General features: G+C 67.3%; 21 protein-coding genes. 9 read left to right on the forward strand and 12 right to left on the reverse strand.

Annotated elements, in window-relative coordinates; all coding sequences use genetic code 11:
* Window positions 1–73 precede the first annotated feature (73 nt).
* Both ACF07D_RS05705 and ACF07D_RS05710 read left to right on the forward strand, forming a co-directional pair.
* Complete coding sequence (locus ACF07D_RS05705; RefSeq protein WP_391504230.1) at window positions 74–1,123, forward strand: lipoate--protein ligase family protein; 1,050 nt, start codon at window positions 74–76, stop codon at window positions 1,121–1,123.
* Window positions 1,124–1,152: 29 nt separating this feature from the next.
* A complete protein-coding gene (locus ACF07D_RS05710) occupies window positions 1,153–1,509 on the forward strand; it encodes a VOC family protein (protein ID WP_119282707.1) in 357 nt (118 codons plus the stop codon).
* Window positions 1,510–1,738: 229 nt separating this feature from the next.
* On the opposite strand, the gene ACF07D_RS05715 is transcribed toward ACF07D_RS05710, so the two are convergent.
* Entirely contained in the window at window positions 1,739–2,941 is a 1,203-nt protein-coding gene (locus tag ACF07D_RS05715; RefSeq protein WP_391504231.1) for a cobalamin-independent methionine synthase II family protein, read from the reverse strand.
* 78 nt (window positions 2,942–3,019) lie between these two features.
* The gene (locus tag ACF07D_RS05720; RefSeq protein WP_391504232.1) at window positions 3,020–3,994 is read right to left on the reverse strand and encodes a quinone oxidoreductase family protein; all 975 of its coding nucleotides are present in this window, start codon (window positions 3,992–3,994) and stop codon (window positions 3,020–3,022) included.
* Window positions 3,995–4,084: 90 nt separating this feature from the next.
* Between ACF07D_RS05720 and ACF07D_RS05725 the strand changes: the two genes are divergently transcribed.
* The gene (locus ACF07D_RS05725) at window positions 4,085–5,371 is read left to right on the forward strand and encodes an MFS transporter (protein WP_391504233.1); all 1,287 of its coding nucleotides are present in this window, start codon (window positions 4,085–4,087) and stop codon (window positions 5,369–5,371) included.
* Here the strand turns inward: ACF07D_RS05725 and ACF07D_RS05730 are convergent.
* The gene (locus tag ACF07D_RS05730) at window positions 5,361–5,690 is read right to left on the reverse strand and encodes a hypothetical protein (RefSeq protein ID WP_391504234.1); all 330 of its coding nucleotides are present in this window, start codon (window positions 5,688–5,690) and stop codon (window positions 5,361–5,363) included. The two genes, ACF07D_RS05725 and ACF07D_RS05730, sit on opposite strands and share 11 nt — an antisense overlap.
* 60 nt (window positions 5,691–5,750) lie before the next feature.
* Here ACF07D_RS05730 and ACF07D_RS05735 point away from each other — a divergent pair, with 60 nt between their 5' ends.
* Window positions 5,751–6,962: an MFS transporter gene (locus tag ACF07D_RS05735; protein ID WP_391504235.1), complete on the forward strand. Its 1,212-nt coding sequence runs from the start codon at window positions 5,751–5,753 to the stop codon at window positions 6,960–6,962.
* 71 nt (window positions 6,963–7,033) lie between these two features.
* Here the strand turns inward: ACF07D_RS05735 and ACF07D_RS05740 are convergent, their stop codons facing one another.
* Window positions 7,034–8,203, reverse strand: coding sequence for an acetyl-CoA C-acyltransferase (locus tag ACF07D_RS05740; RefSeq protein ID WP_119282701.1), 1,170 nt, complete (start codon window positions 8,201–8,203; stop codon window positions 7,034–7,036).
* Between the two features lie 241 nt (window positions 8,204–8,444).
* On the opposite strand from ACF07D_RS05740, the gene ACF07D_RS05745 reads away from it, so the two are divergent.
* Window positions 8,445–9,665, forward strand: a complete 1,221-nt coding sequence (locus ACF07D_RS05745) for a D-alanyl-D-alanine carboxypeptidase family protein (protein WP_391504236.1) — start codon at window positions 8,445–8,447, stop codon at window positions 9,663–9,665.
* On the opposite strand, the gene ACF07D_RS05750 is transcribed toward ACF07D_RS05745, so the two are convergent.
* The 6 genes from ACF07D_RS05750 to ACF07D_RS05775 all read right to left on the reverse strand — a co-directional run bounded on the left by ACF07D_RS05750 (window position 9,658) and on the right by ACF07D_RS05775 (window position 16,311).
* Window positions 9,658–10,719, reverse strand: coding sequence for an FUSC family protein (locus ACF07D_RS05750; protein ID WP_391504237.1), 1,062 nt, complete (start codon window positions 10,717–10,719; stop codon window positions 9,658–9,660). The two genes, ACF07D_RS05745 and ACF07D_RS05750, sit on opposite strands and share 8 nt — an antisense overlap.
* Window positions 10,720–10,891: 172 nt before the next feature.
* Window positions 10,892–12,142, reverse strand: coding sequence for a M20 family metallo-hydrolase (locus ACF07D_RS05755; RefSeq protein WP_391504238.1), 1,251 nt, complete (start codon window positions 12,140–12,142; stop codon window positions 10,892–10,894).
* A gap of 20 nt (window positions 12,143–12,162) precedes the next feature.
* Window positions 12,163–13,857 carry a thiamine pyrophosphate-dependent enzyme gene (locus ACF07D_RS05760; protein ID WP_391504239.1) on the reverse strand — a complete coding sequence of 565 codons (1,695 nt, stop codon included), beginning with the start codon at window positions 13,855–13,857 and terminating at the stop codon, window positions 12,163–12,165.
* Between the two features lie 76 nt (window positions 13,858–13,933).
* Window positions 13,934–14,578 (reverse strand): RraA family protein, encoded by a 645-nt coding sequence (locus ACF07D_RS05765; RefSeq protein WP_391504240.1) that lies wholly within the window; start codon window positions 14,576–14,578, stop codon window positions 13,934–13,936.
* A gap of 3 nt (window positions 14,579–14,581) precedes the next feature.
* Window positions 14,582–14,962, reverse strand: coding sequence for a RidA family protein (locus ACF07D_RS05770; RefSeq protein ID WP_119282695.1), 381 nt, complete (start codon window positions 14,960–14,962; stop codon window positions 14,582–14,584).
* Window positions 14,959–16,311 (reverse strand): MFS transporter, encoded by a 1,353-nt coding sequence (locus tag ACF07D_RS05775; protein WP_255808487.1) that lies wholly within the window; start codon window positions 16,309–16,311, stop codon window positions 14,959–14,961. The genes ACF07D_RS05770 and ACF07D_RS05775 overlap by 4 nt, the downstream gene beginning before the upstream one ends.
* A gap of 180 nt (window positions 16,312–16,491) precedes the next feature.
* Between ACF07D_RS05775 and ACF07D_RS05780 the strand changes: the two genes are divergently transcribed.
* Window positions 16,492–17,688: a helix-turn-helix domain-containing protein gene (locus tag ACF07D_RS05780; RefSeq protein WP_391504241.1), complete on the forward strand. Its 1,197-nt coding sequence runs from the start codon at window positions 16,492–16,494 to the stop codon at window positions 17,686–17,688.
* Between the two features lie 62 nt (window positions 17,689–17,750).
* Window positions 17,751–18,206 (forward strand): zf-TFIIB domain-containing protein, encoded by a 456-nt coding sequence (locus tag ACF07D_RS05785; protein WP_391504242.1) that lies wholly within the window; start codon window positions 17,751–17,753, stop codon window positions 18,204–18,206.
* A gap of 217 nt (window positions 18,207–18,423) precedes the next feature.
* On the opposite strand, the gene ACF07D_RS05790 is transcribed toward ACF07D_RS05785, so the two are convergent.
* A complete protein-coding gene (locus tag ACF07D_RS05790; protein ID WP_391504243.1) occupies window positions 18,424–19,305 on the reverse strand; it encodes an SDR family oxidoreductase in 882 nt (293 codons plus the stop codon).
* A 212-nt stretch (window positions 19,306–19,517) separates the two neighbouring features.
* Between ACF07D_RS05790 and ACF07D_RS05795 the strand changes: the two genes are divergently transcribed.
* On the forward strand, window positions 19,518–19,787 hold the full coding sequence (locus ACF07D_RS05795) for a GlsB/YeaQ/YmgE family stress response membrane protein (protein WP_391504244.1): 270 nt from the start codon (window positions 19,518–19,520) through the stop codon (window positions 19,785–19,787).
* A gap of 2 nt (window positions 19,788–19,789) precedes the next feature.
* A complete protein-coding gene (locus ACF07D_RS05800; RefSeq protein ID WP_391504245.1) occupies window positions 19,790–20,047 on the forward strand; it encodes a hypothetical protein in 258 nt (85 codons plus the stop codon).
* A 120-nt stretch (window positions 20,048–20,167) separates the two neighbouring features.
* On the opposite strand, the gene ACF07D_RS05805 is transcribed toward ACF07D_RS05800, so the two are convergent.
* Window positions 20,168–21,889 carry an AMP-binding protein gene (locus ACF07D_RS05805; RefSeq protein ID WP_391504246.1) on the reverse strand — a complete coding sequence of 574 codons (1,722 nt, stop codon included), beginning with the start codon at window positions 21,887–21,889 and terminating at the stop codon, window positions 20,168–20,170.
* Between the last annotated feature and the right edge of the window lie 8 nt (window positions 21,890–21,897).

Here is a 21,897-nt window from a genome sequence, read left to right on the forward strand (position 1 = left end):
CCGCACGCCGCGCCAGCATAGCCCTCGCGAGCGCCGAGGAGTACCCTTGGTTGTACGGCACAAGGAGGGTGACATGCACGGAGAGTACAAGGTTCCCGGGGGCAAGCTCGTTGTCGTCGACTTCGAAGTCGACGAGGGCAAGATCGTTGATTTCAGGCTCTCCGGGGACTTCTTCCTCGAGCCCGACGAGGCCCTCCTTGACATCAACGCCGCGGTCGAGGGGATGAACCCGAACTCAACGATCGAGGATTTCGCGAACGCGATCAGGCAGGCGCTCCCGAGCGAGGTTCACCTGCTCGGGTTCACCCCAGACTCGGTCGGAGTCGCCATCCGCCGCGGCGTCACCGGCGCCGCTCACTGGCGCGACTACGACTGGCAGATCGTGCGCGAACCGGCGGTCACTCCCATGCTCAATGCAGCCCTCGATGAGGTACTCACAGCTGCCGTCGGCGAAGGCCTTCGCGGCCCGACGCTACGCATCTGGGAGTGGAACGAACCCGCAGTCATCATCGGCTCCTTCCAGTCGGTGAAAAACGAGGTCGACGAGGAGGCCGCTGCCGAGCACAACGCGACGCTCGTGCGACGTATCTCGGGCGGTGGGGCCATGTACATGGAGCCCGAGGCGAGCATCACGTATGCGCTCTACATTCCCGGCGAGCTTGTGCGCGGGATGTCGTTCGCCGACTCCTACGCGTACCTCGACGACTGGGTGCTCGAGGCACTGAAATCGCTCGGCATCGACGCCGTTTACAAGCCACTCAATGACATCACGAGCCCGCTTGGCAAGATCGGTGGGGCCGCACAGAAGCGGCTTGGCTCGGGGGCGATCCTGCACCACGTGACGATGGCGTATGACATGGATCCAACGGCGATGACGTCTGTTCTTAGGATCGGACGCGAGAAGCTCTCTGACAAGGGCACCGCGAGCGCGCAGAAGCGAGTCGACCCACTGAAGAGCCAGACCGGCAAGACCCGCGAGGAGATCGTCGAGCGCATGATTGAGGTCTTCCAGCGTCGCCACGGCGGCGTGATGGGCGAGGTCACTGAGGGCGAGTGGGACGCAGCTGAGCGGCTCGTCGAGCAGAAGTTCTCAACCGAGGAGTGGCTGCGGCGCGTGCCGTAGCCTCCACCACACCACAAGGAGCAGCGCACATGATCCGACTCGGCATGGTCACCGTTGATACCGAAGACCCCCGACCACTCGCGGCATGGTGGGCTGAGCGTCTCGGTGGCGAGATCGTGCACGATGCAGACGGCTGGTTTTGCATGGTGCGCGCCCCAGAGGCTGCAGTCGCGCTCGGCTTCCAGAAGGTCGAGGATCCGACCCCGGGCAAGAACCGCATGCACCTTGACTTCGACCGCACCCCTGACGTCGACCGCGATGTGATGGTCGCCGAGTGGGTCGCCGCAGGTGCGACCCATCTCGGGCGCCGCGGCGAGTCAGACTTCTCGTGGGACACGTTCGCCGACCCCGACGGCAACGAGTTCTGCATCGGCGACCCCCACTAGCGGGCTCCGAGCTCCGGGCTCCGGGCTCCGGGCTCCGGGCTCCGGGCTCCGGGCTAACGCAACCACACGCCTCGCGGCCGTGGCGCGCTCCGTCGCAGCGTATGGGATCTGCAGTTTCTATGCCGGACCCGCTGGGCGACCGGCATAGAAACTGCAGATCCCATGCGATGTGAGTCAGCACGGCCCAGCCGGCGTGAGCACAGCTCAGGCGGCCAGGCCGCGAGAGCACCTAAACGCGTGCTCGGCGCGCGCCCTCACCCAGCGACTCGAGCTTCGCCCAAGCGATCTGGGGGTGCACGCGGCCACCGAGTCCGCAGTCTGTCGCCGCGATCACGCGCTCCGGGCCGACAATCTTCGCGAAGCGCTCGATACGCTGCGCGACGAGGTCAGGGTGCTCGACGAGGTTCGTCGCGTGGCTCACCACGCCAGGCACGAGGATCAGGTCATCGGGGATGAGGTCTCGCTGCTCCTCCCAGACCGCCCACTCGTGCTCGTGACGCGCGTTCGCCGCCTCGAACGAGATCTGCCCGACGTTCGCGCCAAGCACTGTCTTCAGGATGTGCTTCAACTCGATGTCGGTCGTGTGCGGGCCGTGCCACGAACCCCAGCACAGGTGCAGTCTGATCTGCTCTTTCGGAAGCCCCTCGATGGCGCGGTTGATCGCGTCGACACGGATCTGCGTGAACGCGAGGTAGTCCTCGACGCTGGGCTCGGGGTTGATCTGATCCCAGTTCTCGGCGAGTGAGGGATCGTCGAGCTGCAGGATAAGGCCCGCGTCGGTCACTGCGCGGTACTCCTCACGCAGTGCAGAAGTCCATGCGTCAATGTGATCCTGCTCGGTCGCGTAGAACTCGTTCTCGATGCGCGCCGCCGAGCCAGGGGCGATCGCCGTGAGAAAGCCGCGTTCGCCTGGCTGCAACGCGGCGACGAGGTTGCGGGTGTCAGCTGCGATTGCGTCCTGACCGGTGTAGCTGATCGGGCCAGTCGTCGCGGGAAAGGCAGTCGCGTTCTTGCCAACGCTGATGCCGCCCTCGGGGTCCTGATATGCGGCGGCGAACGCCGTCCAGTCGCGGCGGTCGGGGAACGTTGTGAGACGCACGTTGCCAGGCTCGGACCGCACTGGCTCCTGACTGAAGATATCTTTGCCAGTGATCTCGAGGCCCGCGGTGCGCTGGAACGAGTACGTCCACCATGCGCCGTAGTCGACAGCGTTCGACATCGCCTTACCAAACTCGCCGTCGCCTGGCTGGGTGATGCCCGCTTCGCGCTGCCTGTCGACGACGTCGCGGGTCGCTTCAGCTACGAGCGCCTCAAATTGAGGGGTCGACTTGAGCGTAAACCCGTCGTCTTCGAACGTGCGCGCGGCGTTCGCGGCAATGAGCGCTTCGGTGCGGGGAAGGCTACCTGCGGTGGTTGTCTCGATCCGTGTCATACCTCGAAGCTAGCCGGGGTTCGGTTGGGAGCCCAGTTGCGTGACGCCAGATGACATTGCACCGGCGGCCGCGCCCGGCTACACCGTCAGAACGACCTTGCCAGTCGTTGTACGCCCCTCGAGCGCGCGGTGCGCATCCGCGGCCTCCGCGAGCGGGAACGAGGCTCCCACGCGCAGGTCGAGCGTGCCGGCTTTGAGCGCACCAAACAACTCGCCGTAGCGCCAAGAGCGCTCTTCCTGAGTGCGGAGGAAGTATGCGAGCGACGGCCGGGTCACGCTGAGCGCGCCACCGGCATTCAACCGTTGGAGGTCGAACGGCGGTACCGGGCCGCTCGCTCCGCCGAAGAGCACCATGTTGCCGCGGACCTTCAGCGCGCGCAGTGAGTCGTCGAACGTGTCTTTACCGACACCGTCGTACACGACCGAGACCCCGTTGCCTTCAGTGAGCTCGCGGGCCCGCTCTGCGAACCCCTCATACGGGATCGCCTCGAATGCCCCCGCGGCGCGGCTCAACTCGCGCTTGTCCTCGCTCGACGCCGTAGTGATGACGCGCACGTCGCGCGCGGCGAGCAGCTGGGTGAGCAGCAGACCGACACCACCCGCGCCGGCGTGCAGCAGCACAGTCTCGCCCGCTTCGGGCCGTGATGACGACGTGCCAAGGTAGTGGGCGGTGAGGCCCTGCAGCGGTAGCGCCGCAGCCCGATCGTCGGTAAGCACTTCGGACAGTGAGTCGGGCACCCGAACGGCGGCTTCGGCGGCGACGATGAACTGCTCAGCGTAGGTCGCGCGGGCTTCGGCCGTGACAATCCGGTCGCCAACCTCAAAGCCCTCGACGCCCTCGCCGACCGCCGAGACCCTGCCCGTCGCCTCCGCGCCAGGGGTGAAGGGGAACTGCACGGGGTAGAGCCCGGATCGCTGGTAGGTCTCGATGAAGTTCACGCCGATCGCGGCGGTGTCGACGAGCAGTTCGCCCTCCCCCGCTTGCGGCGCCGCCGCATCAGCAATCTCGAGCACTTCTGGTCCGCCTGGCTGGTTCGCAACGATCGCACGCATGCTCCCAGCCTACGCGTGGAGAGGACTAAACTGCATCAAGCAAACTTAGCCCGGCACAATGCTCGCGGCCACACTGCACAAAGGATAAAGATGTCCAAAACACAGAATGCGCGCCCCAAGGTCGGCCGCGCATGGTTCACGCTCTTCACGCTCGGGTGGATCGTACTCTGGACCGCTCAGCTCACACCACTGCAGCTCCTACTGCCACTCCAGCTGGACACCCCCGACAGCGAGGCCGGCTGGGTGCGCGGCGTGATTTCGTCGGGCATCGTGCTCGGTGTCGGCGGCCTCGCAGGCGTGCTCGCAGGCCCGATCGCAGGGGCACTATCTGACAGACAATCAGGATCGCGCCCCAAGCGCCGCCCCTGGGCGCTTGCCGGAGTGTGGATTGCGGCCGCGTGTCTCCTCCTCACCGGAGCGAGCACGAACGCGCTCGGAATTGGCGCAGCGTGGGTCGGAGTGTGTGTCGGCACAGCCGTCGCCTCGGCCGCGTTCGCCGCGATGATTGCCGACCAGCTCCCTCCCGAGCAGCGCGGCGCCGCATCCTCCGCAGCTTCCTCTGCGCAGGCGCTCGGCATTGTCCTTGGGGTCGGCGCCGTCGTGCTGCTCGGGCTCAGCATCGCCGCGGGCTACGTCATGCTCGCGGTCGGTGTCGCGCTCATCGGCACGCTCACCGCGATCCTGCTGCCCGACCCGTCTGGTTCAGCGGCTGCGCCGCACGACGTGGCGAATCCACAAGCGCAGGAGCCGGCCTCACTTGGCGGTCGCAGCCTCGACTTCTTGCGCAACCGCGACTTCCGCCTCGTGCTCATCGGCAGGCTTGTGGTGAACGTCGGCAACGCGCTTGGAACCTCACTCTTCCTGTTCTTCCTGCTGTATGGGCTTCGGCAGGGGCACGCAGATGCTGAGGACAACCTGCTCATCGTCGTTGTCGTGTACACAGTGTTTGTCGTCGTCGCGTCGATCGCCGCGGGCCTTATCTCGGACAGGCTCGGGCGGAGGCGGGGTCCCGCACTTGCCGCAACTGTCGTGCAAGCGTTCTCAGGAGTGATCCTTGTGCTCTCCCCCACGTTCAGCACGACGATCGTCGCGGCCGGCGTCATGGGCGTCGGCTACGGCGCGTTCTCAACGGTCGGCCTCGCATTCGCGACCGACGTGCTCCCGAGCGAGCGCGACCACGGCCGCGACCTCGGGCTTGTGAACACCGCGGCGGCACTCGGGCAGCTCCTCGGCCCAGTGATCGGGGCGCTGCTCGTCGCGCTCGTCGGAGGTTTCTGGCTTGTGTTCTCAGTCGCGGCGGTGCTTTCGGTCGCTGGTGGCTCGATCACCGTGCTCGCGCGCGAACGGCGCACGCCGATCCCTCACGCTACGGGATGAGCTCCCACCGCTCGCCGCTCAGCTCGCCCGTCGCGAGGTCGGTCATGGCGGCGAGCGCCTCCTCGCGCGTGAGTGCGTATTCCCAGGGGTAGTCGATGCCCTGGCCGCCGACGGTCAGGTCGACGGTCTCCTCGTCGTCGATGTCCTCGCGCAGTGTGCGCGCGTTCGCGATGCGCGACCCGCCGCCCGCCGAAGCCGTCACGACGAAGAGGTCTGGGCCGCCCCCAATCATCGCGTCCCACTCCCCCAGAGAGAACGTAAGCAGGGTGTGCTCCCGACCGTCGAGCGCGTCGATGTTCCAGCCGTGAGAGTGATTCATACTGACAGTATCGCCGATAAGGCGACGAAATACGCGCCCGGGAGCGGATAGCATCGGGGAGTGAGTAGCCCATCGAAACGCCTCGTGTGGCAGTTCGTCGCCGTCTTCCTCGTCGCACTCAATATGCGCATGACGATCGCCGGCGTCGGTCCGCTGCTGAACGATATCGCGGAGAGCCGCGGGGTGAGCGCAGGGTCCCTCGGTCTGCTCGCGTCGATCCCGCTGCTCACCTGGGCTGTGGTCTCGCCCCTCGCGCAGACAGTCGCGGCCAAGATCGGCATGGATCGCACAATCACCGTGTCGCTTGGCGCCCTCGCTCTCGGAACGCTGTGGCGCTCCCTCGATTTCTCGGGCGCGAACCTGTGGCTCGGCACCGTGCTCATCGGGGCGGCGCTTGCTGTTGCGAACGTGCTCATGCCCGCAATCGTGAAGCGTGATTTCGGGTCGCGCACGCCCGCTGTGATGGGGGTGTACTCCGCCGCGCTTGGCGGAGCTGCAGGGATCGGCACTGCAATCGCGATCCCTGTGTCGCGGGCCGAGATCGCGGGTGAGCCCCTCGGGTGGCAGGCCGGGCTCCTTGCCACTGGGTGTACGATCCCGATCGCGCTCATCGCCTGGATTCTCATCGTGGAGCGAGATTCCCGCCGCGCTACCCTCGCCGCGCCAGCATCGCCCGACCCCGCGCCGCGCGTTGGCCGCGCAGTGTGGCGGTCAAGAACCGCCTGGGTACTTGCGTGTTACATGGGGGCGCAGTCGACGTCGTTCTACATCTTCGCCACGTGGATCGCCCCGATCATGTTCTCCCGAGGCGCGACAGCGGCGGTCACTAGCACCGGGATCACACTCTTCCACCTCTGCGGAATGCTTGGGTCGCTTGCTGCGCCGCTCGTTTTGCGTTTCGACGGCAGGTCGCTGCTGCAAGTTGCCCTCCCGGTGATCCAGCTTGTCGGCGTGCTCGGATTGATCCTCGCCCCGTCCGCGACATTTGTGTGGATCGTTGCGCTCGGGCTGTGCTGCGGCGCCGCGCTGAGCGTGTCGCTCACGCTCATCGCGCAGCGTTCGCCCGATGCGCACACCGCCGCCGCAGTCTCTGGCATGTCTCAGGCAGTTGGATACAGCATCGCCGCGCTCGGTCCCGTACTCTTCGGGCTGGCACACGATCTCAGTGGTGGCTGGGCGCTGCCCTTCGTCGTCGCGATGGCGGGGCTTGCGCTGTTGTTCACCGCGGGCTGGATCCTCCGCGACGGGCGCACGGTGCAGCTACCGACGTAGCGCACCCACATAGCGAGCGGGGAGGGAGCCCGGTGTGGGCTCCCTCCCCGCTCGCGTGGTGCGCGGTCGCGTTACAGTGCTCGAAGCACGACAGCCGATCCCTGGCCTCCACCGCCGCAGATGCCGACGGCGCCTAGCGAGCCTGAACCCGCCTCGGCGAGCTGGCGCGCGAGCGTGCCGACGATGCGGGCGCCTGAGGCGCCGATCGGGTGGCCGAGCGCGATCGCGCCGCCGTGCTGATTCACGATCGCGGGATCGATGCCGAGCTCGCGGGTCGACTGGATGCCGACGGCAGCAAACGCCTCGTTGATCTCGACGGCGGCGAGCTCGCTGGCTTCGTGACCGGCCTTCGCGAGCGCCGCGGCGATCGCACGCGACGGCTGCGAGTGCAGCTGCGAGTCTGGGCCGGCGACGAACGCGGTAGCTTCGACGCTTGCGATTGGCGTGAGCCCAAGCCGCTCGGCCGCGGCCTCGCTGACGATGACGAGCGCAGCTGCGCCGTCGGTGATCTGCGACGCGTTGCCAGCAGTGATCGTGCCGTCTTTCGCGAACGCCGGGCGCAGACCTGCGAGACCTTCTGCGGTCGTGTCGGCGCGGACGCCGTCGTCCGCGGAGACGACTGTCTCTCCGCGACGAGTCTTGACAGTGTATGGAGCGATCTCTTCCGCGAGGAACTCTGCCGAGGCGGCGGCGCGCTGGTGTGATGCGGCCGAGAACGCGTCCTGCTCCTCACGGGTGAGCTGCAGCGGGGCGTTGCCGGTCTCAGTGAGCGCGCCCATCGCGACCTGGTCAAACGCGTCAGTCAGGCCGTCGTGCTCGACGGTGTCAATGAGCGTCGCAGGCCCATACTTCGTGCCGGCGCGCAGCGGCATGACGTGGGGGGCAAGCGTCATCGATTCCTGGCCGACGGCGAGCACGACGTCGGCCTCGCCCGAATTGATGAGCCTGACGGCCTGCGAAACAGCTTCGGTACCCGAGAGGCATACAGCGTTCAGGGTGATTGCAGGAACCCCCATCGGCACGCCTGCGGCGACGGCGGTCTGACGAGCCGGGTTCTGACCGGCACCGCCCTGCAATACCTGCCCGGCGACAACCGTGTCGACTTTGTCCGCGGCGACACCTGCGCGCTCGAGCGCAGCCTTCGCCGCGTGCGCTCCAAGCGCGACCGCCGTCTCCCCGGCGAACTGCCCGGTAAACTTCGTGAACGGCGTACGTGCGTAGCCCGCGATGAGTGCGGTCATGGAAATCCTCCTCGATTACGACGGTCGTCTCTTCTTTCATTGTGCCTGCTCTGCACTGAAGATGCACGCATTCCTTGCCCAGGAAAGGCGAGGAAGACTGGGCAAAAGTGAACAACTCGCGCCGCTTTGTTCGGGCCCACATCTGAGCCCGCTGAAGGCTAGGCTATTCGACATGCGAACGAACCGGCCGGAACTTCGGTCGCGGGCCGTGCGCCACACCACACCTCTCGGATAGCGAGTTATGCAAACGCCACACCCCACCCGCACGACCCGCATTCGCCGCGCCTCAATTGCCGTACTCGCCACCGTCGTCGCGCTCTGCGGTGGCTACGTCGCCGCCTGCGCACTCGTGCCCGTACCCGCGCCGACGGTGCAACTTGAGGCTCAGTCTCCCCGGGTCTTCACTGTCGACGAGTCGGCAGTGCAAGACGCAGTTGACGGGTACGGCCGGCCGAGCGCGGTCGGGTGGCTCGACGGCGAGGAGGTGTGGGCGAACGACGACGAGGCGCGGCCGCTCGCGAGCATCACGAAGCTCGTCACCGTGCTCGTCGGGCAGGAGGCCGAGCCGCTCGGACAAGGCGAAGACGGGCCAACGCACACCTGGAGCGCTGCCGACGTCGAGCTCCAAGACGAGCTGCAGGAAATCGACGGCATCGCCTTCCCCATCCCAGAGGGCACCGAGGTCACCCGCAAGCAGATGCTCATGCTCGCGCTCATCCCGTCGGCGAACGACTTCGCGACTGCCTATGCCCACTCGATTTTTGGTGACAACGCCGGGTTCGTTTCTGCGGTGGCCGACTGGGCGGAACGAAACGGCCTTGACTCGCTCGCGGTGCGGGAGCCAAGCGGCATGGACGATGGCAACGTCGCGAGCCCAGCAGACGTCGTGCGGATCGCGCGGCTCGCGCTGAAAGACCCTGTGCTCGCCGAGATCGTGTCGACCGAGCGAGCGACGATGCCGTGGGGTATCGGCGAGGTCGAGAACACGAACCCGTTGCTCGGCGCGATGACGGGCGCCGTCGGTGTCAAGACTGGACACACCGACGTCGCTGGCTACAACCTTGCCGCGGCTGCTTCGGGCTCCTACGCTGACAGGGAGCTGACCCGCATCGCCGTCGTGCTCGGCCGAGACACCCAGGACGAGCGCGCGCGTGACGCCCGCGCCCTGCTCAATAGGCTTGGGGACACCCCGGAACGACTAGCTGTCGCAAGCACCGGCGAGTACCTCGGCCAAATCACCTCAATCGACGGGCAGCTCATCGAGTTGAGCGCAGACGAGACAGTCGACGCCGTGCTCGTTCCCGGCGAGGAGCTCACCCGAACGATCGACGCAACTGGCGCGAACATCACAATCGCTGGGCCCACTGGCGACACGAGCGTCGCCGTGCGGCGGGATGGCTCGATCGAGGATCCCACGCTGCTGTGGCGTCTCACTCACCCGCGCGAGCTGTTCTTCAGGTAGCGCGCCGCTCTCGGAGCACCCCCGAGGCCATCGCGAGCGCTGACCCGAACGCAGTATCGACGAAGCGCTCGACGGCAGCCGATGCATGGTCGGCGCTACCTGTCGCGGCACCGACAATGAACAGCACGAGCGGCGTGATGAAGATGAGCGCGAGTCCGTAGTTACGCACGACGACGAGTTCGATCACGAACTGCAGCGCGGGCAGCACAAGCACGAACGCCCACGGCAGCTCGGCAAGCGGGGCAATGACGAGGTAGACGGCGGCCCCAACAAGCGTGCCAAGCGTGCGATGCAACCCGCGGGCGAACGAGTGGTTTGGCACGGTGCTCAGGCCGATGACGGCGACGCCCGCCGCAACCGTCCAGTACGCACGCGCAGGATAGAGCCACAGCACACTCACAACGGTGCCGATCGCAGCCACGAGAAAGACGCGCAGCACCAGAAACCACTCGCCACGACCGAGCCATGGGCCCGGCATGATCTCGCGTAGCGGGCGCGCGTGCACCAGACGCTTCCGCTCGCGTGCGAGCGGAACAAGCGCGACGAGGTACGAGAACGCGAGACCGCAGGCGAGCGCGGCAAGAAGCGCGACCGGCTCGACGCTTCGCGCGCCCTCGCGCACCGCAGTGATCTGGCCGGCGAGCCCGTACACGAGCACGAAGAACACCGGGCCGGGCGGGCCGACGCGGTACGCAAACGCGAACGCACTCGCGAGCACAGCGACGACTACGAGTCCTACCGCGCTCAGCCACGGCACCGGCGCCAGCACAGACCCGGCGGCGGCGCACGCGAGCAGCACCGCCCCGATCACCGGCAGCGCCCGCGCACGCTCGGTCGCCGGGTTGCCCGCAAAGAACAGCGCGAGGAACGCGCCAGCGCTCACCTGCAGGCCCAGATCGGGCCGACCGACGAGCGTGAGCAGCGCGAGGGGAACGCCCATCGACAGTGCAGCGCGCAGTGCGATCCAGTGTCGCTTCCCCGGCCCGGGCGCGAGCTCTACGAGGCTGCGCAGGGCAGCGACAAGCACTTGCACTGCGCCACGCGGCTCGCCCATTCGTCCCTCTCAGAAGCGCCAACCGCGGGCGCGATCGCTGCCGAAAAACGTTGAAACGCGGAAGGGGGACGGCGCCCAGCATGCAGACGCGGCCCGGATCCCGAGGTCTCTCTCCTCAGTGTATCCGGGCCGCGCAGCGCCGAGCCGGGAACGCCTAAGCTCGGCGCCCCGATCAGGCGACGAGTGCGCCCGACGCGAGCCTGCCGATCACGCCCGTGAGGTGGTCGACGCCAGCGACGAGGTCTTCGTCGCGCGTGTACTCGTTGAGGTTGTGCGAGACGCCGTCGACGCTCGGCACGAACAGCATCACTGTCGGCACGAGATCCTTCATGTTTGTCGAATCGTGGCCAGCCACGGTCATCACGCGGTCGTGCGTGAGCCCGAGCTCCTCCGCGACCTCACGGGCGAGTGAGACGCCGTCCTCCGGGTACGGGTTCTGGTCCCAGCTGTGCTCGGCGACGATCTCGATCTCGACTCGATCCTCACGCTGCACGCGCTCAATGACGGCCATGAGCCGCTCGTGCGCCGCGCGGATGACCTCGGCGCTCGGCGAGCGGAGGTCGAGCAGCAGCCGCACGTCACTCGCAACGACGACGGGCGAGTTCGGGTACACCGTGAGTTCACCGCACGCCGTGTGCAGCGCCTCGGGCTCGAACTCGTCGACGAGCTCGCGCGCGGCGACGACGAGCCGTGCCGCGCCGAGCAGCGCGTCGCGGCGGTCGGCCATGAGCGTCGAGCCCGAGTGCGCCTGCTCGCCCTTCACGCGGAAGTCGTATTTGTGCGCGGCCCAGGTGGCGTTGACGAGGCCAATGGTGACCCCGTCCTCTTCCATGCTGCGGCCCTGCTGCACGTGGATCTCAGCGTACGAAGCGACGTCGAGGCCCGCGAGGTCGCCGCGCTCCCCGATCACATCGAGCGCGTCGCGCACGGTGATCCCCTTCGGGTCCTCCGTCGCGAGCGCCTCCTCGAGGGCGAGCTTGTCGGTGAAGACGCTCGAGCCCATCATCGAGGGCTTAAAGCGCGATCCCTCCTCGTTGAACCAGTTCACGACCGCGAGGTTGAACTTGGCCTTCTCGGGGTTCGCGCGCAGCTCGTCTGCGACGCGGAAGCAGGCGTGAGCCGAAGCCATCACGCCGTACGCGCCGTCGAAACGGCCCGCGGTCGGCTGCGAGTCCATGTGCGAGCCCGTGAGCACGTAGGGCGCGCCTGGCACGAGCTCGAGGAGCCCGAACTGGTTGCCGATCGCGTCCCGCTTCACCGTGAAGCCGCGCGACTCGAGCAGCTCGGCGAACCACTTGCGCTGTTCTCCGTCGGCGGCACTCGCGGCCTGCCTCTCGACGCCGTTCGTGCCCGCTACCGCGCCGAAGCGCGAGTGGATCGCCCAGTCGGCGAGGAACGATTCGCTTGCAGTCTGATCAGTCACTGTCTGTCCTTTCGAATCGCTCAGTCGCGAGAGATGCCGGTTGCAGGGACGTCGCTCGAGGCTGGCGGCATCACGGTGTCGGGGATCAGCACGTGGATGAGCGCGGGAGCGTCAGCGGCGAGTGCGCGATCGAGAGCGGGGCCGAACTCCTCAGTGCGCTCGACGCGCTCACCGTGCCCGCCGAAGGAGCGCATCCAGTCGGCGAAATCGGGGTTCGCCATGCGGGTGCCCGAGCGGCGGCCGGGGTAGTGGTTCTCCTGGTGCTGCACAATCGTGCCGTAGATCTCGTTGTCGATGACGACGACGAGGGGCTTCGCGCCGTGCGCGACGGCTGTCGCGATCTCCTGGCCGTTCATGAGGAAGTCGCCGTCGCCGCAGACCGCGACGACGTTGCGCTCGGGGAAGATGAGTGAGCCTGCGACGGCAGCCGGAACTGCGAGTCCCATCGCGCCGTTGCGGGCCCCAACGAGGCTCGCCGGGGTGAGGTGCTTCACGAACCGGTGGGCCCAGATCGTCGCGTTGCCCGCGCCGAACGTGAGTACCGCCTGGCCCTGCAGGCGGTCGTCGAGCTCGCCAAAGGCGACGCCCAAGTCCATCTGCTGCGCGACGCCATCGATCGAGGCGTCGGCGCGGTGCGCCTCGGTCGCGAGCTGCGCCTGGGCGCGGCCTGCCATCCAAGCGTCGTCGCGGCCACCGCGGGCTGCGCTCGCGTCAACGCCCGAGAGCGCTTCAACGAACGTCGCGGGGGTTGCGAGCACGTGCTTGTCGGTGCGGCCGGAGTGCATCGTCGCGTCTGGGTCGGCGGTCACGAGCACAGTCTCGGCGTCGAAGCCCTGCGTGTAGCCGTCGCTCAGCACGTCGGCGCGGCCGCAGCCGACGAAAATGAGCATGTCGGCGTTGATGTAGCCCTCGGCGACAGCATCGGTGCGCCCGTAACCGAGCCAACCGGCCCAGGCCCCGCCAACGTGCGGCACCGCATCGTAGGCGCGCCAATCGCAAAACACGGGGACGCCTGCAGCTTCAGCGAACGCCATGAGCACGGCGCCCTGGCCCTCGTGCCAGCCATCGCCGCCAACGACGATCGCGGGACGCTCAGCCTTCGCGAGCCGCCCGACGAGCGCGTCAATCTCCGCGGGGTGCGGAGCCGGTGCGGGGGGAGCGACCGGAAGGGCTACGGCGGGGGCCGCGGGGAGCACGAGCACGTCTTCGGGGAGCCCGATCACGACGGGCCCGGGGCGGCCCGACGCAGCGATCCGCATCGCCTCAGCAACGAGCTCGCCTGCGCGGTCGGGGTTGTCGATCGTCATGACGCGCTTCGCTGTCGAGCCGAACCACCCGGTGAGCGAGAACTCCTGGAACGCGTCGCGCTCGCGGTCGTTCACAGGCACGAGCCCAACGAACAGCACGAGCGGAGTCGCGTCCTGGTACGCCGTGTGCACGGCAATCATTGCGTTCGCGGCGCCGGGCCCGCGCGTGACCATTGCGATGCCGGGGCGGCCCGTCAGGCGGCCCTCGGCGAGCGCCATGAAGCCGGCGCCACCCTCCTGGCGGCAGACCACGGTCTCGACGCCCGAGTCGTGCAGGCCATCGAGCACGTCGAGGTAGCTCTCGCCGGGCACCGCGTACACGCGCTCGATGCCGTGCGCCTCGAGCGTGCGGACGATGAGGTGCCCTGCCGAGTGCTGTGCTGCGTCAGGTGCGTGCTGCGTGGTCATGGTCTCTCCTTGTGAAGCGGTGCGACGCGTGGTCGCGGAATTCGAAGTATCGGTCGGCGGTGCCAGGCGGGCGCGGTCAGGCGTCGCCGGTGGCGAGGATCGCCGACAGGGGCTCGCCCGAGCTGATGCGCGCAACGAGCGCGGGCTCCGCCGCGTCAGACGCGAGGGCAGCGTCGAGCACGTCGTCGCCTGGGCCCTCAGGCGGCAGGATCAGGATCCCCTGGGCGTCGCCCAGCACGAGGTCCCCAGGGCGCACTGTCACGCCGGCAACCTCGATCGCTCGATCCAGCGCGCCGTCGACTTCGCCCGCGAGGGCGCCCGAGCGCTTGGTCGTGCGCGCAGTGAGGCCCGTCGCGAATACGGGGAGCCGATCCTGCAGCTCGCGCAGCGCCGCCTGGTCAGTGACCGGGCCGTCGACGACGATACCCGCCGCACCCTGCGCGATCGCGGCGTGGGCGGTGACCGCGCCGACCGGGGCGTGCCCGCGACCGGCAACGCGGATCACGAGCACATCGCCCGGTTCAAGCGCGAGCAGCGCGCGGTTCACCGCGAACGCGTCAGGCTCGGTGAGATCGAGCGTGCGGGCGCGCCCCACGAGCTGGGGGCCGCGGTTCATCGGGCGGAGATCTTGATCGCAGAATCCATCCTCGAGGAAGTGCCCGAGCGTCGGAATCTCGACGCTTGTGAGCGCCGCGATCAGTTCATCGGTGGATCGACTCATTGGTTAGGCCTCCTCACGTACGACGGCGACGCACTCAATCTCGAACGGAATGTCCCAGATGTCTACGCACACCGTCGTGCGCGCAGGCTTCGCGTCGCCGAAGTACTCGGCGTAGATCCGGTTGAACGGGTCCCGCTGCTCGGGCGCCGTGAGGTAGGCGTTCACCTTCACCACGAGATCGAGGCCCGAGCCAGCGGTCTCGAGGACGGAGCGGAGGTTTTCGATGCAGACACGCACCTGATCCTCGAACTCCGCGGGCGCGGTGCCGTCTGCGTGAAACGGCACCTGCCCCGTCGTGAACACCAACCCGTTCGCGACGACAGCCTGCGAGTAGGGTCCGATCGCCGGGGCGAGCCCCGGCGCCGAGTCGATCCGCCGAATCAATGGTCGACCGAGATTGCAGTCGTAGCGCCCACGCGGTCGATGTCGCGCTTGTGGTTATCGCTCAGCAGGAACAGCGCAACGAACGACAGTACTGCCGCGGCGGCGATGTACCAGGCGATCGAGTCGCTCTGGCCGGTGAGGTCGAGCAGCCACACGGTGATCGCGGGGGTGATTGCCGAGCCGAGCAGGCCCGAGAGCATGTAAGAGATCGAGAGCCCCGAGTAGCGCACCTTCGAGCCAAAGAGCTCGGCGAGGAACGTTGCGATCGGGCCGTAGTTCGCTGAGAACGCGACCATCATCAGGCCGTAGGCGAGGAACACTGCACCGGTGTTACCGGTGTTGATGAGCCAGAAGAACGGGAATGCGAGGAGCGCCTCGGCTGCGATACCCGCCGCGATGATCGGCTTGCGACCGTACTTGTCCGAGAGCTTGCCGAAGAACGGGATGAGGAACAGGCCGAGGAGGCAGGAGACGAGCACAACCCAGAGCATGAGGTTCGCCGAGAAGCCCTTCTCGCTCGTGCCGTAGTTCATGCCTGAGGCGACCATAAGCGTGAACGTCGAACCAGTCGAGAGGGTCGCGATACCACCGAGCACAACCTGCTTCCAGTAGTGCTTCATGAGGTACGCAAACGGCAGCTTCGCCTTCGCGCCCTGCTCGCGGACCTGCTGGAAGCTCGGGGTCTCCTCGATGTTCAGGCGGATGTAGATGCCGACCGCAACGAGCAGGATCGAGGCGATGAACGGAACACGCCAGCCCCACGAGATGAGCGCCTCCTGCGACACCGAGGCGGTGACGATGAGGAACGCGACGTTCGCGAGCAGCGTGCCGAACGGAACGCCGACCTGCACGAGCGAGCCGTACCAGCCGCGCTTGTTCTCGGGCGCGTGCTCAACGGTCATGAGCACCGCGCCGCCCCACTCGCCGCCAAGGGCGAGGCCCTGGATGATGCGGAGTGTCAGCAGGATGAACGGCGCGGCAATGCCGATCGTGTTGTAGTCGGGAACGAGGCCGATGGCGAGGGTCGCCGCACCCATCGTGAGCAGCGAGACGAGCAGCATCGACTTGCGGCCGAGGCGGTCGCCGAAGTGGCCGAACAGGATCGCGCCGACGGTACGCGCGACGTAGGCCGCTGCGAACGTCAGGAACGACAGGATCGTGCCGACGGCCGGGGGCAGGTCGGGGAAGAAGACCTGGTTGAAGACGAGGGCCGAGGCGGTTCCGAACAGGAACAGGTCGTACCATTCAACAGTCGTTCCGATGACGCTCGCCGTGGCGATCTTTCGCATCTTGGACTGGTCAAGGCGTGCGTTTGGGACAGCCTCGTCCGTAGCTAGCTGTGCAGTCATTGTTTCCTCCATGGAATACGTGTTGGGCACGTCGCTGGCCCACCTATCAACGTTCGCCTGTTCTCGCGAAAGCGGCAATCGACATTCGCACACGGTTGACCCCGCAGATTATGCATCTGCACATCCTCGTTCAAGTTTGCGCCCCAAAGTGACGTTTGGAGTGTGTAAAGATTCAATATTATGGAAGCGACGGCCGGCGAGGGAGATGCGACAGTGACACGCACAGTGACGAGCGAGGCACCCCAGGATCAGTGGTGGATCGCGACCCTCGCCGACCTCCGCGACGACATGGACGCGCTCGTCGACGATTTCGTTGCACGCCTCCAGGCCGTCGGGAGCGGCTACGAGGATATCTCAGCCAGCGATATCCGCGCGACCGCGCGCGAGACGCTGACGCTACTCATCACCGAACTCCGCGGCGAACCGCTCCCCGAGCACCTGCGAGATCTCCCCCAGCGACTTGGCGTGCGGCGCGCTCGTCAGGGGGTCGATCGCGACAGGCTCCTCGAGGCCGTGCGCCTCGACTACCGCGTGCTGTGGGCGGGACTCACCCGAGTCGTCTCAGCCGAAGACGCCGCCCTCCTCGTCGCGCACGCAGAGGTCGTGCTCTCCACGGTTGAGGACTACATCAGCGAGGTCCAGGTCGCATTTCTCAACGAGCTCGACACACTCGCGCTCGACTCCCGGGCCGCCGAGACGCGGGCGATCGCGAGGCTCCTCGCTGCCGAACGCCCCGAGGATGTTGCCGCCGAGGTCGCGGAAGAGCTCGGCACTCCGCTCGACGCCGAGTACGAGGTGGTGCTCGTGCCATCTGCCGACGCAGCCAGCGCCCACAGGCTCGTCGCCGACCTACAGCACACGCGCGCCCGGTTCCTCGTCTGGGACTTCGACGACGGCGTGCTCTTTGTCAGGCCGCGTGCCGACGTGCTCGGGCGACACCCGCTCGCCACCACGCGGGGTGTCGTCGTCGACGAGATCGCGGGTCTCGCCGGGGTGGCGGAGGCGGCTCGCCTCGCCCATCTGCTGGCGCCCTACGCCTCCGATGGGCGGCTCAGCGACGAGCACGAACTCTGGCCACCTGTCGCCGCTGACGCCCTTGCGCCCATCCTTCCTGGCCTCAGCCCCGCGGCCGTCGCCGGACTCGCATCGGTCTCCCCTGGCGATCGCGGTCGACTCATTGACACATTCCTCGCGTACTGCGAAACAGGATCGGTGAAGCTCACCGCTGAGGCCGGGTTCGTGCACCGCAACACCGTCGTCAACAGGCTTCGCGCGTTCCATGACCTCACGGGCATGGACCCGACAGTGCCTCGCGACGCAGCCAGGGCGCTGATCGCGCTGTCGGGCGCGCGCGATCCTGATCTCGAGTCCCTTTGAATACACCCTGAGAGTGGCCCCGTCCCAGGTATTTCGCGGCCCGCTTTCTCTACGCTGAAGCCATGAACTGCCCTAGCGACGGAACAACCCTGCTCATGAGTGAGCGTCAGGGAATCGAGATCGACTACTGCCCCCAGTGCCGCGGCATCTGGCTCGACCGCGGCGAGCTCGACAAGATCCTTGAGCGCGCCCAGGCCGAGGCCGAGGCCTTCACCGCGCAGCAGACCCCGCAACATCAGGCCCCACAGCCGCCCGCAGCCCCGGCGGCTCCCGCCGCACCTAGTCCCGCGCCGCCGCTCGGCGACCACTACTCACAGCCGGTGCCGCCGCAGCCCGCAGGGTATGGCGATCGCGGTTACGGCGAGCGTGAGTACGATCGGCGCGACCGAGGCTACGACCGCGACCGCGACGACCGGAAGCCCCGTTACGACGACCGCAGCCGTGGCGGCTACGGTGACCCGCGCTACCGCAAGAAGAAGAGCCCGTTCGAGTTCCTCGGCGATATCTTCGACTCCTAGGCGCTCGCGCCACTGGGGCGGTGGCCCAGGGTTCGGGGTTCACCGGCTCTTGAGTGCCGAGCCCCCGAACACCGAGCCCGGGCTTGCGTGCCGTCGCCCCACGGGGAAGCCCCTTTCATGCAAGACACCCCCTTCCCCACAGTTGGTAAGGGGGTGTCTTGCATGAAAGGGGCTCTGCGGCGAGGCTACGCGGTCGCGAGCCGCCAGCCTGCTCCCACTAGGGGTGCCGCCCGCCCGTGACTGGCAGCACCGCCCCGGACACGTAAGACGCCTCTTCCGAGGCGAGATACACGTACGCACCTGCGAGCTCCGCGGGCTGTGCGGGTCGCCCCAGCGGCGTGTTGTCGCCGAAGTGCTCCTGCTTCTCGTCCCACCCCGTCGCGGGAATCAGCGGCGTCCAGACCGGGCCGGGCGCCACGGCGTTCACCCGCACGCCGCGGTCCCCCTGCTGCTCCGCGAGGGCGCGCGTGAACCCCACGAGCGCAGCCTTCGTCATGGCATAGTCGAGTAGGTCCGGGCTCGGCTCAAACGACTGGATCGATGCTGTCACAATGATGCTCGCGCCGGGTGTGAGGTGCGGCGCCGCCTCGCGAACGAGCAGCAGGGGTGCAAGAAGGTTGGTCTCAAACACAGTGAGCACCGCCTGCCGGTCGATCTGCGCGTCCGCATCGCGTCGGCGCTGCGTTCCCGCGTTCAGCACGAGAATGTCCAAGCCGCCAAGCTCGACGACGGTATCGCGCACAGTCTCCACGCAGGTCGACTCATCCCGCAGATCACCGGGGAGCAGCACACACCGGGAGCCCTCGGCCTCAACGAGCCGCCGCGTCTCGAGCGCATCGACCTCCTCCTCTGGGAGGTAGCCGATCGCGACTTCGGCGCCCTCGCGGGCGTACGCGAGCGCGACCGCCCGGCCGATGCCGGAGTCTCCGCCAGTGATGAGCGCTCGCGCCCCCGTCAGCCGGGCACTGCCCCGGTAGCTATGTTCGCCGTGGTCGGGCTGCGGAATCATCGGTCCCGTCATGCCGGGCTGCGAATCCTGCGGCTGCTTCGCCCACGGTGGCCTTGGGTACTTCGTACGTGGGTCCACGTGCGGTGTCATGATTGCCTCCCTCGCTCTCGAAAACGTGTGGTTCGAGCCTTCCTTTCCGAGCGCGACTCCCCAACCCCTTGAATTCCCAGCATTCAGCCGCGACCACGCCCGAAATACCACAGGCGCATCGCGAAAAACAACCCCCTCGTCGCGCTACGCAGCCGGGCGTACCGTATCTCCAACGCCGCAACGAAAGTCGTTTGGCGGGAAGGAGCAGCACCATGAGCTTCATCGCATTTCTTATCCTCGGCCTCATCGCGGGCGCCATCGCGAAGGCGCTACTGCCAGGAGAACACGGCGGCGGCTGGTTCATGACGCTACTGCTCGGCGTCGTCGGAGCGATGGTCGGCGGCTGGCTCGGCGGCATGCTGTTCGGCGCAAACCTCGGAGAGTTCTGGTCGATTGAATCCTGGCTGGTCGCAATCGGCGGCTCGGTCGTCGTGCTACTCGTCTTCGGGATGATCACAGGCGGCCGCAAGCGGGAGGCGTAATCATGGAGAACCCCGTTCCCGAGACGCACGCCGACTCCGCGCAGCGGGTGTCCGACGAGCACACCACCGCCACCGTTGAGACAGGCAAGGGGCAAGATCGCGCACTGAACGACGTCGCGAGCGACCCCGCTCACGACACCCGACTCGGTTCAGACTGGACCGCCGAAGGCGGCGCAGCGCCCTCTGGCCCTGCAACCGCGGCGCCGGAGCCTGAGCCCGAACGCGAGGCCAACGGCGGCGAAGAGACCAGCGGAGGCTAGTCCCGCCCGTCACCCCAGCGGGTCCCCCAGGTGTCCAGCACTCCGCTGGCCCGTGCGCCCCGCCCGATACGGGCGGGGCGCGCTTTTGCGCGCTGGACCGGTTGCGGATCAGAGCCCGGGTTACGCCTCCGGGTCGACCTTAGCGCGCACCGCGCCCCGGTCGGCAACCAACGTGTCGCGCACCGTGCGGCGGAGCACCTTGCCGATCAGCGACTTCGGAAGCTCCTCCCACACGATGTATGTGCTCGGGCGTTTGAACTCCGCGAGGTGCTCGCGGGCTGCCTCGCGGGCGGCATCCTCATTGAAGGTTGCGCCCTCTTCGAGTACCACCACCGCGGTGACGATCTCGGCCCCGCTGCCGCGCGCGACGCCAACGACGGCGCTCTCCGCGACGCCGGGCACCGTGTTCACGACGCGCTCGACCTCGCTCGGAGAGACGTTGAAACCTCCAGTAATGATGAGCTCTTTCTTGCGGTCGACGACGGTGACGAAGCCGTCCTCATCCTGCACCACAAGATCCCCCGTACGGAGCCAGCCACCCTCAAGTAGGGTTGCTGCCGTCTCCTCTGGCCGGTTCCAGTACCCCTGGAAGACCTGCGGCCCGGCAATGAGCAGCTCTCCGACCTCGCCGAGTTCGACCTGCTCGGTCGGCTCGTCGGGATTCACGACACGAATATCGGTCGAAGGGAATGGGATGCCGATGGCTCCGATCCTGCGCGCGTCACTGAAGGGGTTCGCAAGCGCGACCGGACTTGTCTCAGTGAGCCCGTAGCCCTCGTTCAGCATGCTGCCAGCGAGCGCCTCCCACCGGTTCACTACCGCGGGAGTAAGCGTCATCGCGCCAGAGATCGCGTAAACAACGCCTGAGAGGTCGAGCTTGCCGTCGCGCGCAACGCGGGCGAGGCGGTCAAACATTGGCGGCACCGCTGGCACGAAGGTCGGCGGGAAGCGCTTCGCTGCCTGTGAGACAAGCTCGGGGTCAAAGGTCGGAAACAGCACCGCGCGCGAGCCAGTCTCGATCGAATAGATGATCGACAGCAGCACGCCAAAAGAGTGGAACATCGGGAGGAGGCCGTAGATCGACCCCTCGCCGCGGGTGAAGTCAGGCATCCACGCCGCCCCCTGGCGGGCATTCGCCCACAGGTTGCCGTGCGAGATCATCGCGCCCTTCGGTGTGCCCGTCGTGCCCGAAGTGTACTGCAGGCAGGCAATGTCATCGCGGCTTGGCCGGGGGTGGCTTGCCGGGAGAAGCTGGGCGCGCTCGAGATCCACGAACGCCACGGTTCCCGTCGTCTCCGCCCAGAGCTTCGCCCGCCCCTCGCGCGCCTTGGCGATCGGCAGGCGTAGCGCTGCCCGGGTCGCAAACGGCATCGCCCGGGTAACGTCGACCGCGACGACGGTCTCGATGCCAAGATCCTTGGGCAGCGACTGCACGGTCCCGACGACGTTCGTCCAGGCGATGACAACGCTCGCGCGGTGGTCGCGGAACTGCGTTTCGAGCTCGTCGCGGGTGTACAGCGGGTTGTGCTCGACGACGATCGCGCCGAGCCTGAGCACAGCGTAGAACGCGATGACGTGCTGAGGGGCGTTCGGCATGATGAGCGCAACACGATCGCCCGCGCCAACGCCGAGGTCCGCGAGGCCTTGCGCCACTCGGGAGACCCGCTCTCCGAGCTCGCGGTAGGTAACAGTCCGGCCAAAGAAGCTGATCGCGTCGCGGTCCGCCCACTGCGCGCAGCGCTCGTCGAGCAAGTCGGCGAGGGATCCGGTGACTGGCTCGATGTCAATCGGCGTGCCCGTGGCATAGAACCGATTCCACTCGCGCGTTTCATTCAGATGCATGAATACTA

The sequence above is a fragment of the Leucobacter sp. NPDC015123 genome, assembly GCF_043080205.1.
In the GTDB taxonomy this organism is placed as follows: domain Bacteria; phylum Actinomycetota; class Actinomycetes; order Actinomycetales; family Microbacteriaceae; genus Leucobacter; species Leucobacter aridicollis_A.

What these genes read in the sequence shown, in the direction of transcription:
- ACF07D_RS05800 (WP_391504245.1), top strand. Translation starts at nt 19,790, where the DNA reads ATGGAGAACCCCGTTCCCGAGACGCACGCCGACTCCGCGCAGCGGGTG.
- ACF07D_RS05740 (WP_119282701.1), bottom strand. Translation starts at nt 8,203, where the DNA reads ATGACCGCACTCATCGCGGGCTACGCACGTACGCCGTTCACGAAGTTT.
- ACF07D_RS05760 (WP_391504239.1), bottom strand. Translation starts at nt 13,857, where the DNA reads ATGACCACGCAGCACGCACCTGACGCAGCACAGCACTCGGCAGGGCAC.
- ACF07D_RS05795 (WP_391504244.1), top strand. Translation starts at nt 19,518, where the DNA reads ATGAGCTTCATCGCATTTCTTATCCTCGGCCTCATCGCGGGCGCCATC.
- ACF07D_RS05715 (WP_391504231.1), bottom strand. Translation starts at nt 2,941, where the DNA reads ATGACACGGATCGAGACAACCACCGCAGGTAGCCTTCCCCGCACCGAA.
- ACF07D_RS05780 (WP_391504241.1), top strand. Translation starts at nt 16,492, where the DNA reads ATGGAAGCGACGGCCGGCGAGGGAGATGCGACAGTGACACGCACAGTG.
- ACF07D_RS05725 (WP_391504233.1), top strand. Translation starts at nt 4,085, where the DNA reads ATGTCCAAAACACAGAATGCGCGCCCCAAGGTCGGCCGCGCATGGTTC.
- ACF07D_RS05705 (WP_391504230.1), top strand. Translation starts at nt 74, where the DNA reads ATGCACGGAGAGTACAAGGTTCCCGGGGGCAAGCTCGTTGTCGTCGAC.
- ACF07D_RS05775 (WP_255808487.1), bottom strand. Translation starts at nt 16,311, where the DNA reads ATGACTGCACAGCTAGCTACGGACGAGGCTGTCCCAAACGCACGCCTT.
- ACF07D_RS05750 (WP_391504237.1), bottom strand. Translation starts at nt 10,719, where the DNA reads ATGGGCGAGCCGCGTGGCGCAGTGCAAGTGCTTGTCGCTGCCCTGCGC.
- ACF07D_RS05710 (WP_119282707.1), top strand. Translation starts at nt 1,153, where the DNA reads ATGATCCGACTCGGCATGGTCACCGTTGATACCGAAGACCCCCGACCA.
- ACF07D_RS05720 (WP_391504232.1), bottom strand. Translation starts at nt 3,994, where the DNA reads ATGCGTGCGATCGTTGCGAACCAGCCAGGCGGACCAGAAGTGCTCGAG.
- ACF07D_RS05730 (WP_391504234.1), bottom strand. Translation starts at nt 5,690, where the DNA reads ATGAATCACTCTCACGGCTGGAACATCGACGCGCTCGACGGTCGGGAG.
- ACF07D_RS05790 (WP_391504243.1), bottom strand. Translation starts at nt 19,305, where the DNA reads ATGACACCGCACGTGGACCCACGTACGAAGTACCCAAGGCCACCGTGG.
- ACF07D_RS05745 (WP_391504236.1), top strand. Translation starts at nt 8,445, where the DNA reads ATGCAAACGCCACACCCCACCCGCACGACCCGCATTCGCCGCGCCTCA.
- ACF07D_RS05785 (WP_391504242.1), top strand. Translation starts at nt 17,751, where the DNA reads ATGAACTGCCCTAGCGACGGAACAACCCTGCTCATGAGTGAGCGTCAG.
- ACF07D_RS05765 (WP_391504240.1), bottom strand. Translation starts at nt 14,578, where the DNA reads ATGAGTCGATCCACCGATGAACTGATCGCGGCGCTCACAAGCGTCGAG.
- ACF07D_RS05805 (WP_391504246.1), bottom strand. Translation starts at nt 21,889, where the DNA reads ATGCATCTGAATGAAACGCGCGAGTGGAATCGGTTCTATGCCACGGGC.